Source organism: Lysinibacillus sphaericus (genome assembly GCF_005217585.1).
Lineage (GTDB): Bacteria > Bacillota > Bacilli > Bacillales_A > Planococcaceae > Lysinibacillus > Lysinibacillus sphaericus.
Genome location: NZ_SZPT01000002.1, coordinates 1,441,452 through 1,457,147 on the forward strand (window position 1 = coordinate 1,441,452; position 15,696 = coordinate 1,457,147).

The 15,696-nt window shown below is 39.1% G+C and carries 16 protein-coding genes; 2 read left to right on the plus strand and 14 right to left on the minus strand.

Features of this window, described 5'->3' with window-relative positions; all coding sequences use genetic code 11:
• Window positions 1-296: 296 nt before the first annotated feature.
• The 4 genes from FC748_RS12520 to FC748_RS12535 all read right to left on the minus strand — a co-directional run bounded on the left by FC748_RS12520 (window position 297) and on the right by FC748_RS12535 (window position 5,148).
• A complete protein-coding gene (locus tag FC748_RS12520; RefSeq protein WP_108029510.1) occupies window positions 297-1,928 on the minus strand; it encodes a M20/M25/M40 family metallo-hydrolase in 1,632 nt (543 codons plus the stop codon).
• Window positions 1,929-1,967: 39 nt separating this feature from the next.
• Window positions 1,968-3,338 (minus strand): amino acid permease, encoded by a 1,371-nt coding sequence (locus tag FC748_RS12525; protein WP_108029695.1) that lies wholly within the window; start codon window positions 3,336-3,338, stop codon window positions 1,968-1,970.
• Window positions 3,339-3,496: 158 nt separating this feature from the next.
• Window positions 3,497-4,258, minus strand: a complete 762-nt coding sequence (locus FC748_RS12530) for a dimethylarginine dimethylaminohydrolase family protein (protein WP_108029509.1) — start codon at window positions 4,256-4,258, stop codon at window positions 3,497-3,499.
• Between the two features lie 17 nt (window positions 4,259-4,275).
• Window positions 4,276-5,148, minus strand: coding sequence for a dimethylarginine dimethylaminohydrolase family protein (locus FC748_RS12535; protein ID WP_108029508.1), 873 nt, complete (start codon window positions 5,146-5,148; stop codon window positions 4,276-4,278).
• A gap of 212 nt (window positions 5,149-5,360) precedes the next feature.
• Here FC748_RS12535 and FC748_RS12540 point away from each other — a divergent pair, with 212 nt between their 5' ends.
• Both FC748_RS12540 and rpmB read left to right on the plus strand, forming a co-directional pair.
• Window positions 5,361-6,101: an IclR family transcriptional regulator gene (locus FC748_RS12540; protein WP_024362077.1), complete on the plus strand. Its 741-nt coding sequence runs from the start codon at window positions 5,361-5,363 to the stop codon at window positions 6,099-6,101.
• A gap of 207 nt (window positions 6,102-6,308) precedes the next feature.
• Complete coding sequence (gene rpmB, locus FC748_RS12545; protein WP_024362078.1) at window positions 6,309-6,497, plus strand: 50S ribosomal protein L28; 189 nt, start codon at window positions 6,309-6,311, stop codon at window positions 6,495-6,497.
• 119 nt (window positions 6,498-6,616) lie between these two features.
• On the opposite strand, the gene spoVM is transcribed toward rpmB, so the two are convergent.
• The 10 genes from spoVM to def are packed head-to-tail and all read right to left on the minus strand — an operon-like array spanning window position 6,617 to window position 15,623.
• Entirely contained in the window at window positions 6,617-6,721 is a 105-nt protein-coding gene (gene spoVM / locus FC748_RS22570; protein ID WP_103977638.1) for a stage V sporulation protein SpoVM, read from the minus strand.
• An 18-nt stretch (window positions 6,722-6,739) separates the two neighbouring features.
• Window positions 6,740-7,393 carry a thiamine diphosphokinase gene (locus FC748_RS12555; protein ID WP_025218777.1) on the minus strand — a complete coding sequence of 218 codons (654 nt, stop codon included), beginning with the start codon at window positions 7,391-7,393 and terminating at the stop codon, window positions 6,740-6,742.
• The gene (gene rpe / locus FC748_RS12560; RefSeq protein WP_108029507.1) at window positions 7,390-8,058 is read right to left on the minus strand and encodes a ribulose-phosphate 3-epimerase; all 669 of its coding nucleotides are present in this window, start codon (window positions 8,056-8,058) and stop codon (window positions 7,390-7,392) included. The genes FC748_RS12555 and rpe overlap by 4 nt, the downstream gene beginning before the upstream one ends.
• A 2-nt stretch (window positions 8,059-8,060) precedes the next feature.
• Window positions 8,061-8,945: a ribosome small subunit-dependent GTPase A gene (rsgA, locus tag FC748_RS12565; RefSeq protein WP_024362081.1), complete on the minus strand. Its 885-nt coding sequence runs from the start codon at window positions 8,943-8,945 to the stop codon at window positions 8,061-8,063.
• A gap of 11 nt (window positions 8,946-8,956) precedes the next feature.
• On the minus strand, window positions 8,957-10,927 hold the full coding sequence (gene pknB / locus FC748_RS12570) for a Stk1 family PASTA domain-containing Ser/Thr kinase (RefSeq protein ID WP_024362082.1): 1,971 nt from the start codon (window positions 10,925-10,927) through the stop codon (window positions 8,957-8,959).
• 2 nt (window positions 10,928-10,929) lie between these two features.
• The gene (locus FC748_RS12575; protein WP_024362083.1) at window positions 10,930-11,679 is read right to left on the minus strand and encodes a Stp1/IreP family PP2C-type Ser/Thr phosphatase; all 750 of its coding nucleotides are present in this window, start codon (window positions 11,677-11,679) and stop codon (window positions 10,930-10,932) included.
• Window positions 11,680-11,685: 6 nt separating this feature from the next.
• Complete coding sequence (gene rlmN / locus FC748_RS12580) at window positions 11,686-12,828, minus strand: dual-specificity RNA methyltransferase RlmN (RefSeq protein WP_024362084.1); 1,143 nt, start codon at window positions 12,826-12,828, stop codon at window positions 11,686-11,688.
• Window positions 12,828-14,189: a 16S rRNA (cytosine(967)-C(5))-methyltransferase RsmB gene (gene rsmB / locus FC748_RS12585; protein ID WP_024362085.1), complete on the minus strand. Its 1,362-nt coding sequence runs from the start codon at window positions 14,187-14,189 to the stop codon at window positions 12,828-12,830. The genes rlmN and rsmB overlap by 1 nt, the downstream gene beginning before the upstream one ends.
• Complete coding sequence (gene fmt, locus FC748_RS12590; protein WP_024362086.1) at window positions 14,186-15,127, minus strand: methionyl-tRNA formyltransferase; 942 nt, start codon at window positions 15,125-15,127, stop codon at window positions 14,186-14,188. The genes rsmB and fmt overlap by 4 nt, the downstream gene beginning before the upstream one ends.
• A gap of 1 nt (window position 15,128) precedes the next feature.
• Window positions 15,129-15,623, minus strand: coding sequence for a peptide deformylase (def, locus tag FC748_RS12595; RefSeq protein WP_024362087.1), 495 nt, complete (start codon window positions 15,621-15,623; stop codon window positions 15,129-15,131).
• Window positions 15,624-15,696 lie beyond the last annotated feature (73 nt).

Consider the following 15,696-nt stretch of genomic DNA (forward strand, 5'->3'; position numbering starts at 1 on the left):
TTCACTTTCTTTTCGCGGGTATTCGCTTTCTTTTCGCGGGTATTTTACTTTACTCCGCGGTATTCGCTTTCTTTTCGCGGGTATTTCACTCTACTCCGCGGGTATTCACTTTCTTTTCGTGGGTATTTCACTACTCCGCGGGTATTCGCTTTCTTTTCGCGGGCATCTCTCTCTACTCCGCGGGTATTCGCTTTCTTTTCGCGGGTATTTCACTACTCCACGGGTATTCGCTTTCTTTTCGCGGGTATCTCTCTTTACTCCGCGGGTATTCACTTTCTTTTCGCGAGTATTTCACTCTACTCCGCGGGTATTTCACTCTCTGCTGCATATAAGCTTTTTATAAGTGTTTCAATCATCACAGGCATTTCTTTAAATGCACTATCTACATGTAAACGCTCTGTCTTTTGATGTGCATCTTTGCCGAATGGCCCCACATTTAACACTGGGCCCTTTAAGGCAGACATGGCTTCAAATGGAATACTATACGTATCACCATAAACAGGTGTGTTGCGCTCAAATGCAGCCCAGCCATTGGAATCATCTGAATAATTGACATAACTTAAATCACAAATGCCATTGAAATAGTGTATTTGCTCGACTTCAATAGCAAATGTTTTGGCTGTTTTCTTCATTAATTCGATTGATTGCTTGACGAGCGGATGCTGTGAAGAATTAATAGCTGGGTAATAAGGAGGTGCGTATAACAGCACCGTTGCTGGTGTTAGCTCCTGACATCGAATCATCAATTGATCTACAATACGAATCGACTTCTCCCGATCATCCCACGCTGTATTTTCTAGCACTTGGTTTTTAATATGCTTTACTTCCTCTGCGCCAAGTTTTTGAATAGCATGCTCTAAAACTGCCTCATAGCGAAGTACATTTACTTTCCCAACACCTTGTACTTGTTCGCGTTCACAAATTTGCTTATATTGCATATTACAAGCAGCCATTGCCTCCAATGCAACTTGTTCAAAAATTTCCATAACCTCTGTTGCCGTCCGCTTTAACAAAAATACATTATAAAGTGCGGCTGCACGATATGGCGTCTGTGTAGAATACTCCATTTTTAAATCCTTTAATTGTAAGGATACTGGCAATGGTGTACTTTCACCGAGATCTGTTTCGCGGAAAACTGGATTCCACTCCATATGCTGTGTCATAAAGGATGCAATATAGTTGGCTGTCATACCTTTTAACGGCTCACCTACATGCGTCTCTTTTCCATAAAATAAAGCAGCCGGCATAATCTTACCGATTGTCCCTGAATATATATATTCATTTATATCAGAAGGCCCTTGTGAAAACGAAGGTTCACTATTTAAATATAACTTATAGGTTAAACCGTATTGTTCACGCAACCTTACTAACTCAACTACGGCTGCACGCATACCAGCAGAATTGACTTCCTCATCCGGTACCGCTGTTAAAATTAGATTAATTGGCCATTGTTCAATACTCGCTTTTTCAATCAATTGCAAGTGTAAAGCGAGTCCCATTTTCATATCCATTGTGCCACGACCAAATAAATAATTACCCGACTCTAAATCAATTCTAGCCGCCTCTGGCAAATCTTTTTTATATTTAGGTTCCATTAGCATACTCGTCAACTCTTCTGGCCGACAAGCAAATGGCTCAAGCTCTCCATATTCCTCTGTATGAACCGTATCGAAATGACTAATTAGGACTACTGTTTCAGTAGCCGTTGGATGCTTGTACAATGCTGTAACCGCATGGCGACCGAGTCCCGCATCATGCAGTTCTATTAAGTTAGGATTATCTTGAAAATAAGAAAGCGTTTGCAACAGCTCTCTTAATTTAAAGGCGAATTCATTTTCACCTGCTGTTAATGTTCTGCTTTCCCAGCTTACAATTTCACATAATAATGCTCGCAGTTTGTCTGGTGTATTCCATAAATAATTGTTCATATTTAAAATCTCCTTTATCCACTAAAAATGAAATATCCATTAAGCATTCAGTGACTTTTCTTTGTCAGAAGTGATTGTACTCACTTTACTCAATTTCACTTTATAAAATAGCATACACGCTACAAAGAACCCTATGCCATATAACAACCCTATTCTTTGAGTCGGATCAAACGCTAAAAACACTAATATAATGACACAAAAAACAATACAAAATATTGGAATTAATGGGTACAATGGTGTTTTAAATTTCAAATCTGCCACATTGCCTCCCCCTTTTACATAACGGTATCGGAACATTAATTGAGACATGGCAATACCCATCCAAGAAATAGTCACCGATATTCCCGCAATAGACATAAGCAACACAAATACTGCGTCAGCTTCCATCACACTTGTTAATAACGATAGCAGTGAAAATAGCATCGTAAAAATAAGCGCATTTAATGGCACTTTATTTTTTGTTAATCGACCAAAGTACTTTGGAGCCATGCCTTCTTTTGACATCGACCATAGTAATCGTGTGGAAGCATATAAGCATGAGTTCCCTACAGACAATATCGCTGTCAAAATAACGAAATTCATAATGCCCGCCGCATATGGAACACCCGCAATTTTCATCAATGTAACAAAAGGACTTTCAAGTAGCCCAAGTTCAGATGATGGAAAAATGGCAGACAGTACTATTATAGAAGCAATATAAAATACGATAATTCTGAACAAGATTGTACGTATTGCTCTTGGAATGTTTTTTTCTGGGTTTTCTGTTTCACCAGCAGCAATTCCTACTAGCTCGGAACCTTGATACGAGAAAATAACATTCATCATCGTGACAAAAATAATCGTAATGCCTGCAGGGAATAATCCTGTCGGTGCTAAATTCGTTAAATGTGGAGTCGGCCGATCAGCCAAAGGAATCAAGCCAAAAATAGCAGCTACACCAATTATTATAAAGGCAATTACAGCCACTACCTTAATGCTTGCAAACCAGAACTCTGCTTCTGCGAAACCTTTTGTTGTTAAAGCATTTAATGTAAACAAAAGCACCATAAAGACAGCACACCATATCCAAATCGGCACATTTGGGAACCAATGCTGCATTAATATGCCCGCTGCTGTAAACTCCACCCCCGCGGTGGCAGCAGATCCAACAAAGTACATCCAACCTAACGAAAAGCCTGCTGACGGACTGATAAATCGTGTTGCATATGTTTGGAAAGAACCTGTGACAGGCATATACACTGCCAATTCACCCAGACAGTTCATCACCATATATAAAATTAAACCACCAAATAAATAACCAATTAGTGCTCCACCAGGGCCAGCTTGATTAATTGTAAAACCTACATTTAAAAATAAACCTGTGCCAATCACACCACCAAGTGATAACATCAATAAATGTCGACTCTTCATAGAACGCTTCAATACATTATTATGCTGTTGCTCCCCTTTGCTCAACGTGTTTCCCCATTTCCGTATTTTGTCAAATTATTAAATATTCAGATATTTAAAGTACTAAAACACCCAATCAATTTTCCCCTACAAATTGATTGGGCATGTTTTTTATTGACTTAAAATCGTAGTGATAAACAGCTCAATCCGCCATCATGCTTTCTAAATTCAGACATTTCAAGTTCAATCGTTTGATAGCCTAAGTCATTTAGTTTGCGATTAGTATCAGGATAACCGGCTGGAATAATGATAGTATCGTTTACTTGAATGCAGTTTGCAGAGTATTCATCTTGTTGTGGAATAACAATTTTCTCATAAGATTCAAATGCTGGATGATCGATAAACTCTCCAGCTACAACCATACGATTTTGTCCAACGTACGCGATGCCCGTTTTTAAATGGAAGAAATTTTGTAATGGAATAATCGTCGCTTCATAGCCTTCCCTTTCAACGATTTCTTTAAATTGTCGTGCGCCTTCTTCATTTGTACGATCTGAAATACCTACATAAAATTTCTTTTCAGCTTGCAAAACATCACCACCATCCAGTGTTCCAGGTGCTTCAATATAATATAGCTTGTCATAGAAATTTTTAACTGCTGGTTCAATTGCTTCAATTTCACGATTGCGTGCTGCCGCTCCTGGATTTGTGATAATAGCAAATTCAGAAGTTAGTACCGCCGTATCTTCTACAAAAGTTGCATCTGGGAAAGCTTCATCTGCCTCAAGTTGAGTAACCTCTACACCACATTTTTTTAATGCTTCTACATAGCGTTCGTGCTGTTCAAATAACTTTTCTAAAATAGGTTTTCCTAGATCACTTGTTGTTAAGCCGTTAACAAAACTATTGCCTGGTGTTTTTACAATCACATTTTTAAACATATCATCCATCTCCCTTTTTATCCTCTGACTACTGGGCAAGTTAGACATGTAGGTCCACCTGTGCCTTTTACTGTAATTTCGTTACCTTTATATTCATATACCGTTGCACCCGCATCTAATAACTGCTGTTTAGTGGAAGGATTACCTTCAGGAATAACACATACTCTCGGCGCTAACGCTAACACGTTACAGCCTAAAGTATCATACTCAGCTTTTGGTACTTCCACTAATTGAATTCCTCTTTCAATCAGAAGCTGACGGAAAAATACTGGCATTAAACGCGAATGTACAACAGCTAAATCCTTGTCTACCATACTAATAAAGGACATTAGATGTAAGCACTCTGCTTCCCCTAAATCATGAGGAAGTTGCACAACGATAAATTCATCGACCATAGTTGCTGTCATTTCCTTAATTTGACGAATTGCTTCATCGTTCGTGCGATATCCTCGACCAACTGCAAGCGTACGGTCATCAAGCCAAACCAGATCCCCGCCATCTGAAACAGCATCACCCGACAATTCACCGATTATTGCAATCCCTTTGTCTTGTAAAAATTCCTTATAAACAACTGCCTCAGGTTGTCTTAACTTTTTACCAGATTTCAAAATAATTGCACCATTTGGTGTGAATTTTACAGGATCATGTGCATAAAGCGAATCTAATCCTACTTCATTTGACGCTGGTAAATAATCAATTTGTTCAACATACTTCTCTAGAACGGCTATAAACTCAGCATATTCTGTAAGAGCCTCCTGATAGTTAGGTTCTGATAAATAGTTGAAAGTTTTCCATTCATCCGCAAGATGCTCTTGGCTTTTAAAAGCGTCTTTTGGATGTTTAATAATTACGTGTTTTAAAGGTGCATACATGGATGAACAATAATGCATACCTTCACCCCTTTTCCTTGTAGTGGAAAACGTTTCCGTTAAGAGGAAAGTTTATATAAAAAATATAGGCGTTTTATGATATACTGTCAATATATTTAGAAAAATTTTAATATTATCTTTTTCAAAGAGAAAACTAACTATGGACGACAACGAAGGAACTAGACGAACAGGAAGAATAAAAATAAAATAAGATTAGAGGAGGTGGGACAATTATGCAATTATTAGAACGAGCAATGACAATTGCGAAAGTGTTAGCTTCAGAAGCATCCGAAGGCAGTTTGTCTATTTCAGAGCTTTCCACCAAATGCGATTTACCATTGAGTACATTACATAGAATTTTAAAAGCGATGATTGCACAAGGAATGATTGAACAAGACACGCAAACGAAGCATTATCGTCTCGGCACAATATGGATGGAGTTAGGTTTGCAAGTGTATGATACGATGGACTATATTAGCAAAATTAGACCAGAATTAGAAAGACTCGCAAGAGAAGTTGAGGAAAGTGTTTATTTAAGCAAACCTGCGGGGCTAGATACAATTATTATCGAACGTATTGATAGTGCAGCCAACCCGATTCGTATTTATGATCAACTAGGTATTCGCATTCCAATGCATATTGGGGCAGCCAATAAAGCGTTGTTAGCCTCTTTACCGACCGTAGAAGCAAAGGAAATTATGCAGCAACTCGTTCCTATTGATGAAATGGCTGACTTAGAAGCGCAGTTAGAACAAATTCGATTACAGGGCTTTGCTATTAGTCACGGGGAGCGAACGGCAGGTACCTCCTCAGTCGCTGTAGCTGTTTTTAATGGATTTGGAGAAATTATCGGTGCGGTCAGTATCGGTTTTGTTAGCTTTAACGTCAGCGAAGAACATATCAACTTCCTTACACAACGTCTTGTAGAAACAGGAAAACGCGTCTCTACAAAACTTGGCTATCGTGGGAAATAATCTATTAAAAAATTCACTGTGCAATGAATTGAGCACCCATTGTTCAGTGTTTTTTCATAGCTGTTTTTGCCTGTAAAGGTTTTTTTCTTGAAAGGTTATGTGAAAACTATTGCACTGAACGACTTGGTATGTTAAATTATTATGGTATGTGAAATACCGAACTGAAATAATAATCTTTCAGCATCAACTGTAAGGAGGGAATACAACATGCCAAAACAATGTGTAATCACTGGACGTAAAGCTCGTACTGGTAACAACCGTTCCCACGCTATGAACGCTAACAAACGTACTTGGGGCGCTAACCTTCAAAAAGTTCGTATCCTAGTTAACGGTAAACCAAAACGTGTATGGGTTTCTGCTCGTGCTTTAAAATCAGGTAAAATCGAGCGCGTTTAATAGCCGCTTCTAAAAAATCGATTTCGCATAAAGCGTAAATCGATTTTTTTCTTTCATTTTTCAAGGCACACTACCAACCGCCTTTATATAGCTATTAAACAGGAAAAATCCGACTGGCATCAGTCGGATTTTTTAGCTTCTTTCTTATCTTTTTTAAATAGATTAATACACGTACGCGTAATGCTACTAACAAATTTCGGCAGTTGGAACGTATATACTTTCAGGACTCTCTCCCCCTTACGCTAATCTATGCTTCTTATCATTAAACATATGCCTTGCGTGAAGGATATAGACCCTGAAGTGCCTATTATTTCATTACTTGTAAATCGAGTTGAACCTAACGAAATTTCTTCGTTCGTTGTTTCGTATTTTACATGCCTTAAAGTAACGCCCTGTATTGGTTGCTCATGGGCAAAAAAAGACAAATAGCGATAACGCTCATCCGCTTGAATTGTGTGCGTGCCTGGCACCAAAAACTGTATCATGTTCGCATGGTTGATAATTTTCAACACAAGATCAGGATGTTCAAGCTGTAATCGATAAATGGAACGCACAGCTGCCTCATAATGATCTAAGCGCCCACCTGTAACCCCTGTTAACACAATTTCGCTAGGAGCGAAGGTTAACGCTTTTAACAGCGCTAAATCCGTATCGGTTTCATTTTTTTCTTCACGGAAGCGTTGGGCATCATCCGCATGTTTCATAACATATTGATATTCCTCTTGTGATAACGAGTCAAAGTCGCCAACAATAGCATGCGGTGTAATACCTTGCTCAATTAAATACAGTGCACCTCGGTCCGCACCAATAAATAGAATATCATGTTGTCTACTATACGCATCAAAGGAACATAGCTCCTCTTTCGGACCGCCTGCACAAACGACAACAGTAGTCATCCTTTAATCGCTGCCTCACCAGCAGCTAAAATCTCTTGAAGTGCCGCTGTACGATCTTCTTTACTATAAATCGCTGAACCTGCTACAAAAATAGTGGCACCTGCTTTTGCACATGGAACAATTGTTTCGGCATTAATACCACCATCAATTTCAATCGCAACGTCTAAATTACGCTCTTTAATAATTGTGGATAATGCTTCAATTTTAGGTACAACAGAATGAATGAATTTTTGACCACCAAATCCAGGATTCACTGTCATGAATAACACCATATCAATCTCTTGTAAAACGTGCTGAATCGTTTCAATCGGTGTATGTGGATTTAAAACGACACCTGGCTTAACACCGTAAGAACGAATTAATTGAATTGTACGATGTAAATGGCGGCAAGCCTCTACATGTACCGTAATATAGTCTGCTCCTGCTTTGGCAAATTGTTCAATATATTGATCTGGATTTTCAATCATTAAATGAACATCTAATGGTAAATCAGTTAAAGGACGAATCGCATCCAACACAATGGACCCAAATGAAATATTCGGTACAAAATGACCGTCCATTACGTCGATATGAATAAGCTTTGCACCTGCTCGTTCTACGTCTTTTACTTCTTCTCCTAGTTTAGCAAAGTTTGCTGCTAAAATTGATGGTGCTATTTGTATCATGATTAATACCTCGGCTTTCGATCCATAATTTCTTGCATAAATTGTTCATAATGTTTGTAACGGTACTCGCGTATTTCGCCAGCTTCGACTGCAACTTTAACCGCACATTTTGGTTCTTTTAAATGCAAACAGCCTCGAAATTTACAATCCTCAGCAATTCGCGTTATCTCTGGGAAGCATGCCCCTAGCTCTTCTTTTTCAATTTCATCAAAATCAAACGAACTAAAGCCAGGCGTATCCGCCAATAAACCATCACATACTTCTATCAGCTCAACATGGCGGGTCGTATGCTTTCCTCGCCCTAAGCTCTGTGAAATAATGCCTGTTTTTAAATTTAAATCAGGTATTAACGTATTGAGAAGCGTCGATTTCCCAACACCAGATTGTCCCGCAAGCACCGATGTCTTTCCTTTTAAAATCGGCTGAAGACGTTCTACTAACTCTTCTTCGCCTTTATAAGTTTGAAGCACCGTATACCCTATGTTTTCATAATCTGCGATATAGCCCTGTAATTCCTCACGCTCATCGTCTTGTAATAAGTCCATCTTCGTCAGACAAATAATGGGGTGGACATGAAATGACTCTAAAACAACTAGAAAACGATCCAGTAAAATCGTATTGAAGTTCGGCTCTTTTACTGAAAACACTAAAATGCCTTGATCGATATTGGCGATTGGCGGACGAACTAGTTCATTTTGACGATCAATAATTTTTTGAATCGTACCATCCGAGCCTTCCGTTTCAAGTGTATACTCTACAAGATCACCGACGAGTGGCGATTCTCCCCGATTGCGAAAGACGCCACGTCCTCGGCACTGTATAAGTTCCTTCCCATCGTAAACATAATAATAACCACTTAACGCTTTACGGATTTGGCCATGCGCCATCCAATTCCCCCTTATTTAACATCATCGTAATTAAAACTATCCGACTCAATAATTTCTGAATCACGGATAATTTTATAAGCCGCTTCTTCGCCTTCTACAATGACAAGTTGTATTTTGTATTGTTGGTCACTAGTAATGGTGAATTCATCAAAAGCTTTCACCATTGTATGATTTTTATCTTGAATTTCAATGCGGATTACTTGTTCAGCACCTTCTTCAGTTGGCTCATATGGAATTAAAACATTTTTAATAAATGTTTTCACTGGTTTTTCTGCAGGTCCTTTACTTAAAACAACTGCAATTGTATCACCTTCCATTAAGCTGGTACCTGGTTTTGGCGTTTGCGAAATTACACTACCTGCTGGAACAGTATCATTATACTCTTCGCGAACAGTGCGCCATTTCAGCCCTACTCTTTTTACGTAATCATCCATTTGAGCTTTCGTATAATTCGCTACACTATCAACTGTTATCATTTTTACACCTTGGCTAATCGTAAATGTAATCGTTGCATCTTTTGCGATTATTTCTGCTCCTTCTTGCGGATCTTGCTCAATAATTTGCCCTTCAGGCAGTTTGGAATGTACATAATTTTTTTGGATGATTAACTTATCCTTTAACAAAGCTTCAACTTGACTAATTTGTTGTCCAGTATAGTCATCAATTTTAACTGTTTCGACACCAAGACTAACTATTAATTCGATTTCAGTTCCTTTAACACGCTTCGCATCTTTTTCTGGATCGGTTTCAATGACTTTGCCCTTCTCAATATCTTCAGAATTTCGCTCTTCTTTTTGTTCGGCAACAACAAAGCCAGCTTCTTGTAATTTCTTTGTCGCATCTTCTACCGTTAAATTGGTCACATCAGGTACGGCAATTTTTTTCGGACTAAATAAATCTGTTGCAAATAAAAAGAAAAGGAACATCGCAATCACGACGATGAATAACCCTGCCACATACTTTGGCCACTTTTTCTTTTGTTTGACCGGCTCTACTTTTTCAACAGGCTTTTTCGCTTCTACCTTCTTTTGTGCGATAGGTTCCATTGCTCTTGTTTTAGTCAAATCTTCATCTTTTCGGATAAACTGTTCTTTAATGATTGGGATGGCTCTTGTCGCATCATTATCAATAGGAATTGTAAATTTTGGTTCATTGATACGAGCTGATGATAATACTGTTTCCAAGTCCTCTTGCATTTCTTCTACCGTAGCATAGCGATGGGATGCATCTTTTGCAGTGGCCTTTAAAACGACATTTTCAAGACTTTGTGGAATGGTACCATCAAATGCTCGAACAGATGGCGTCTCTGATTGCAAATGTTTAAGGGCAATTGAAACAGCCGACTCACCAGAGAACGGCAATTCGCCAGTAAGTAATTCATATAAGACAATTCCAAGCGCATAAATATCTGATTTATTTGTTGCCGTTCCACCACGTGCTTGCTCTGGTGATAAATAATGGACAGTGCCCAACACAGAGTTTGTTTGGGTGAAAGATGTGGCACTTAGCGTCATAGCTATTCCAAAATCCGTTATTTTCACATTTCCTTCCGCATCCATTAAAATATTTTGCGGTTTAATGTCACGGTGAATAATATGATTTTCATGGGCATTGGCAATCGCTGACGTTAATTGCTTCATAATATGCACACTTCGAGCAGGAGAAATCGGTGCAAATTCCTGTATGTACTGCTTTAACGTCTTTCCTTGAACATATTCCATGACGATATAATGTAAGTCTCCATCATCACCTACATCATAAATACTAACAATATTCGGATGTGTAAGGCTTGTAACTGAAAGTGCCTCACGTTGAAAACGTCGATGTAATTCATCCTCATTGGTAAAATCATAGCGTAATATTTTTATCGCTACGTCCCTATTTAATATCATATCATGCGCCAAGTATACATTGGACATGCCTCCGCCACCAATGAGTTCTATAATTTTATAGCGGTCACTAATTCGTTTTCCTACAAGCATACTTACACCTCCTCATCTTGCCTTGTGAGTAACACGAGGGAGATATTGTCTTCCCCCCCGCTTGCATTTGCTAGTTCCACAAGCTTTCGCCCTTTTTCTTCAATTACATCTGGATAGGTAATGATAGATGCCATTTCATACACTGATAGTTTATTACTTAAACCGTCAGAACAAATGAGTAAATACGATTTTGGCGCTAGCTCTACTTCATAAAAGTCTGGTTCAATAGTTTCCTCTGTTCCAACAGCTTTTAAAATGAAATTTTTCTTCGGATGCGTCAATGCTTCCTCTTCGCTAATTTCACCATTTTCAAGCAGAACATTAACATAGGAGTGATCTCTTGTTATTTGTTGTGCGCCATCATCAAAGAAATAATACACGCGACTATCACCTACATGTGCAATGAAGCAATAATTCCCTTCAATTAACACGGCGATAAACGTCGTCCCCATTCCTTTACAGTCTTCATGTGATAAAGAATAGTTGAATATATTTGTATTTAAAAGCTTAACTGCTTGTCGTAACCATTCTTTTTTTGATGTCATAGTTGCAAAATGATGTGCCTCTGCTTGTAAAAATACCGTTTCCATTTGTTTCATTGCCATATCACTCGCTACATCGCCAGCATTATGACCACCCATGCCATCGGCCACAAGTGCGAGTGCGAGGCCATCTGGACGTTTAAAAAATGCAGCGCGATCTTCATTAATTGCTCGTTTTAAACCAATATCACTTTCGACTGTGTATTTCATCACTGGTCACCTCGTTTCTTCAGATCTCTCTTTCGCACGTAATTGTCCGCAAGCCGCATCAATATCTGAACCTTGCTCTCTACGGATTGTTACGTTAATACCATTTTTCTTTAATGTTTTCTCAAAAGCAAAAATTTTACTACGAGATGTGCGAATATAATCACGTTCTGGTACGTAGTTTACAGGAATTAAGTTCACATGGCATTTAATTCCTTTTATAAGAGCAGATAATTCTTCTGCCACTTCAACTGAATCATTTTCACCAGACATTAAACCATACTCAAAACTAACACGACGTCCTGTTTTTTTCGTATAGTAACGAACGGCTTCCATCAGTTCATCTAATTTGTAGGCACGTGCAATAGGCATTAGTTTTTGACGCGCCTCTTGGTTCGGTGCGTGCAAGGATACGGCAAAGTTAATTTGAAGCTGTTCATCAGCAAATTGATAAATTTTTGGTACAATGCCCGATGTTGAAACGGTAATATGACGTGCTCCAATGTTTAAGCCCTTTTCATGATTGATTACTTTTAGGAAATTCATCATAGCATCGTAATTATCGAAAGGTTCGCCTATGCCCATAATAACGATATGAGATACGCGTTCGTTTACTTCATCTAAAGCTTGCTGTACTTTGACAACTTGCTCTACAATTTCCCCCGCTAGTAAATGGCGTTTTAAACCACCTAACGTAGATGCACAGAACGTACAACCAATTCGACAGCCCACTTGCGTTGTGACACAAACAGAGTTGCCATATTCATGGCGCATTAAAACTGTTTCAATGGAATAGCCATCTTGTAATTGGAATAAAAATTTAATCGTACCATCTTTTGATTCTTGTTTAATAATCGTTGACAATGTTGTTAAAGCAAAACTTGCCTCTAACTTGTCACGTAATGCTTTAGATAGATTAGACATTTCTTCAAATGTTTTTACTCGTTTATTGTATAGCCAATCAAAAATTTGTGCAGCGCGGAATGCTTTTTCCCCATTTTCTTTTAGCCATTCTTCTAATTGGTGCGGTTGTAATGAATAAATAGATTCTTTTAAATTCGGTTTTTCTTTTTTCGCTCGTCGAACAGGCTGATCTTCCGCTTCCTCGACTAAATCATTAATACGTTCATTAAATTGCTCTTGATCCACCATTAGTTGGATTCTCCTTTTTTACGAAAGGCCGCGACGAAGAAACCATCGCTGCCGAAGTCTTGTGGAAAGACTTGAAGCATGCCATTTGCTTGCTTTTCCGCTAATTTTGTTGGTAAAGATTCTAGTTGTATAGCTTCCATTTCTGGATGCTCTGTTAAAAAGGCCTCAACAGTGCCTTCGTTTTCTTGTTTATCGACTGTGCATGTACTATAGACAAGCTTGCCATCTTGTTTTAATACTTTCGTTGCCGCATCAAGTAGCGCCAGTTGAATTTTTTGAAGATTTTCTAAATCCTCTTCACGCTTCGTATATTTAATATCCGGCTTACGACGCATAACCCCTAAGCCACTACATGGTGCATCGACTAACACCGCATCGAACGATTCCAATTGTAAAAAGTTTGGAGCCTTGCGTCCATCAATCGGAGCCGTTTCTACAATATCCAGTCCTAGACGTTCTGTATTATGGTCGATTAAATCTAATTTATGTGGGTGTAAATCCGTTGCCAAAATAGAACCTTTATTGCCCATTTTCTCCGCAAGATGCGTCGTTTTACCACCTGGTGCTGCACACATATCTAAGACGCGCATACCTGGAGAAGGATTCAACACATTTGCAGGAATCATGGAGCTTTCATCTTGAATGGTAATCACACCATCTTGAAACGCTTTTGTACGAGCAGGTTGCCCATTTGTAACATGAAGACATTCTGGCATTAGGTCACTTTGCTGTACTGTTAAGCCTTCCGCTTGTAAACTGGCAATCGCTTGTTCTGGTGTTGCCACGGTTCTATTGACGCGCACCGTTTGCACCGGCGGAACATTATTTTCGTGAAGCATTGCTGTCGCTACTTCCAGACCATAATTATGAACAAAGCGTTCAACTAACCATTGTGGATGACTCGTTTCAATAGCAAGACGTTCGATAGGATCTGTTATATCCTCTATTGCTCTTACGCCTTGACGCAAGATAGAACGCAAAATACCGTTTACTGTCGAAGCAATACCTTGGTGTCCACGACGTTTTGCAATTTCTACCGCTTCGTTTACGGCTGCATGCGGTGGTATACGTGTTAAATAGTGCATTTGATATAACGACAAACGCAGTAGCCAACGCACCCAATGATCTAGTTTACCACGAATAAATGGCTCTAAATAGTAGTCAAGGGTCATTTTATATTGAAGCGTCCCATACGTAATTTCTGTTAAAAGTGCACGATCCTTTGCTTCTATTTTATGGCGTTTAATCGTTTCGTGTAAAAGTAAATTACTATACGCTTGGTTTTTATCTACTGCTAGTAGGATAGAAAGTGCGGCATCTCGTACATTGCCATCCCAAATTACTACGCTTTTTTTACTCATTTAAATTGGTCCCCGATCTGTAATTTCGAACCTGTGCCTCGCAAATAGTCCTCTGCCGTCATTCGTTTTTTTCCTGCTGGTTGAATATCGTATAATGCTAGCGCTGTCCCATTGCCAGCCGCAACTTCAAAATGATCCTTTGCAATTGCTACCACTGTACCAGGTGTCACGTTATGTTTCGCTTGTCCAACTTGTGCCCACCAAATTTTAAAGTTACCTTCTTCAAATGTTGTATAGGCTACTGGCCAAGGGTGTAATCCTCGCACTTGATTGTAGAGAGTCGTGGCATCCTTTGCCCAATCAATTCGCTCTTGTTCCCGCGATATATTGCTGGCAAATGTCACTTGTGTTTCATCTTGTACTGTCCGGCTATTTGTTCTATTAATAATAGAAGGAAGTGTTTCTTTTAATAGCTCACACCCTACAACACTTAGTTTATTAAATAGACCACCTGTATGGTCATCTTCTTCAATAGCAATTGCCTTTTGAGATATGATATCGCCTGCATCTAACTTCTCCGCCATATACATAATCGTAACGCCTGTTTCTTTTTCACCATCGATAATAGCTTGGTGAATTGGCGCTCCACCTCGATATTTCGGTAAAAGGGAGGCATGCACATTAATGCAGCCAAGCGGCGGTGCATCGAGCAATTCTTTCGGTAAAATTTGCCCAAAAGCTGCTGTAATAACGATATCCGGTTGTAAATCCAGTATTTGCTGTAATTCCTCAGAGCCACGTAGCTTTTCTGGTTGAATAACAGGCAATCCTAATTCCAATGCTGCTGCTTTAACAGGTGGCGGTGTTAGCACTCGCTTACGCCCAACTGGTCGATCTGGTTGCGTCACAACAGCCTTGATATCATAGCCCTCATTGTGTAGCATACGCAAAATTGGCGCTGAGAAATCAGGTGTCCCCATAAAAATAATTGACGTCATATTATTCCTCCTCTTCTGCGTACATTTCTTCTAGCTCTTCTTCTGTCACAATGCGCTTAATTTTAGAATCAAATAATATACCATCTAAATGATCGATTTCATGTAAAATCGCTCGCGCTTCAAAGCCACCAGCTTCAAGCTCATAGACACGCCCTTCTCGGTCACAAGCTTCAATTTTCACATAATCAGGACGTTCAACTTCACCATATAATCCTGGGAAGCTTAAACACCCTTCGATATCCACTTCTGCTCCGTCTGTTTTAATAACAGTAGGGTTAATCATTTCTAAAATATCTCTTTCTTCACCTAGCTCTACAATTGCCACGCGTAGTCCAACATTAATTTGTGGTGCGGCAATCCCAACGCCATCATATTCCACCATCGTGTCGTATAAATCATCAAGTAATGCAATAATATCTTCGTTAATTTCTGTTACTTCAGCACATGGTGTAGATAATACTTTTGCTGGATGTTCGATTACTTTTTTAATCGCCATTTTTCGTTCCTCATTTCTATTATATAAGACGCTCTCTTGCCTTCATTTCACTCTTAGGCAAATCGCCATTTAA

Coding starts and splice junctions, on each gene's coding strand:
- FC748_RS12520 (WP_108029510.1), bottom strand. CDS start 1,928: ATGAACAATTATTTATGGAATACACCAGACAAACTGCGAGCATTATTA.
- FC748_RS12525 (WP_108029695.1), bottom strand. CDS start 3,338: ATGAAGAGTCGACATTTATTGATGTTATCACTTGGTGGTGTGATTGGC.
- FC748_RS12530 (WP_108029509.1), bottom strand. CDS start 4,258: ATGTTTAAAAATGTGATTGTAAAAACACCAGGCAATAGTTTTGTTAAC.
- FC748_RS12535 (WP_108029508.1), bottom strand. CDS start 5,148: ATGCATTATTGTTCATCCATGTATGCACCTTTAAAACACGTAATTATT.
- FC748_RS12540 (WP_024362077.1), top strand. CDS start 5,361: ATGCAATTATTAGAACGAGCAATGACAATTGCGAAAGTGTTAGCTTCA.
- rpmB (WP_024362078.1), top strand. CDS start 6,309: ATGCCAAAACAATGTGTAATCACTGGACGTAAAGCTCGTACTGGTAAC.
- FC748_RS12555 (WP_025218777.1), bottom strand. CDS start 7,393: ATGACTACTGTTGTCGTTTGTGCAGGCGGTCCGAAAGAGGAGCTATGT.
- rpe (WP_108029507.1), bottom strand. CDS start 8,058: ATGATACAAATAGCACCATCAATTTTAGCAGCAAACTTTGCTAAACTA.
- rsgA (WP_024362081.1), bottom strand. CDS start 8,945: ATGGCGCATGGCCAAATCCGTAAAGCGTTAAGTGGTTATTATTATGTT.
- pknB (WP_024362082.1), bottom strand. CDS start 10,927: ATGCTTGTAGGAAAACGAATTAGTGACCGCTATAAAATTATAGAACTC.
- FC748_RS12575 (WP_024362083.1), bottom strand. CDS start 11,679: ATGAAATACACAGTCGAAAGTGATATTGGTTTAAAACGAGCAATTAAT.
- rlmN (WP_024362084.1), bottom strand. CDS start 12,828: ATGGTGGATCAAGAGCAATTTAATGAACGTATTAATGATTTAGTCGAG.
- rsmB (WP_024362085.1), bottom strand. CDS start 14,189: ATGAGTAAAAAAAGCGTAGTAATTTGGGATGGCAATGTACGAGATGCC.
- fmt (WP_024362086.1), bottom strand. CDS start 15,127: ATGACGTCAATTATTTTTATGGGGACACCTGATTTCTCAGCGCCAATT.
- def (WP_024362087.1), bottom strand. CDS start 15,623: ATGGCGATTAAAAAAGTAATCGAACATCCAGCAAAAGTATTATCTACA.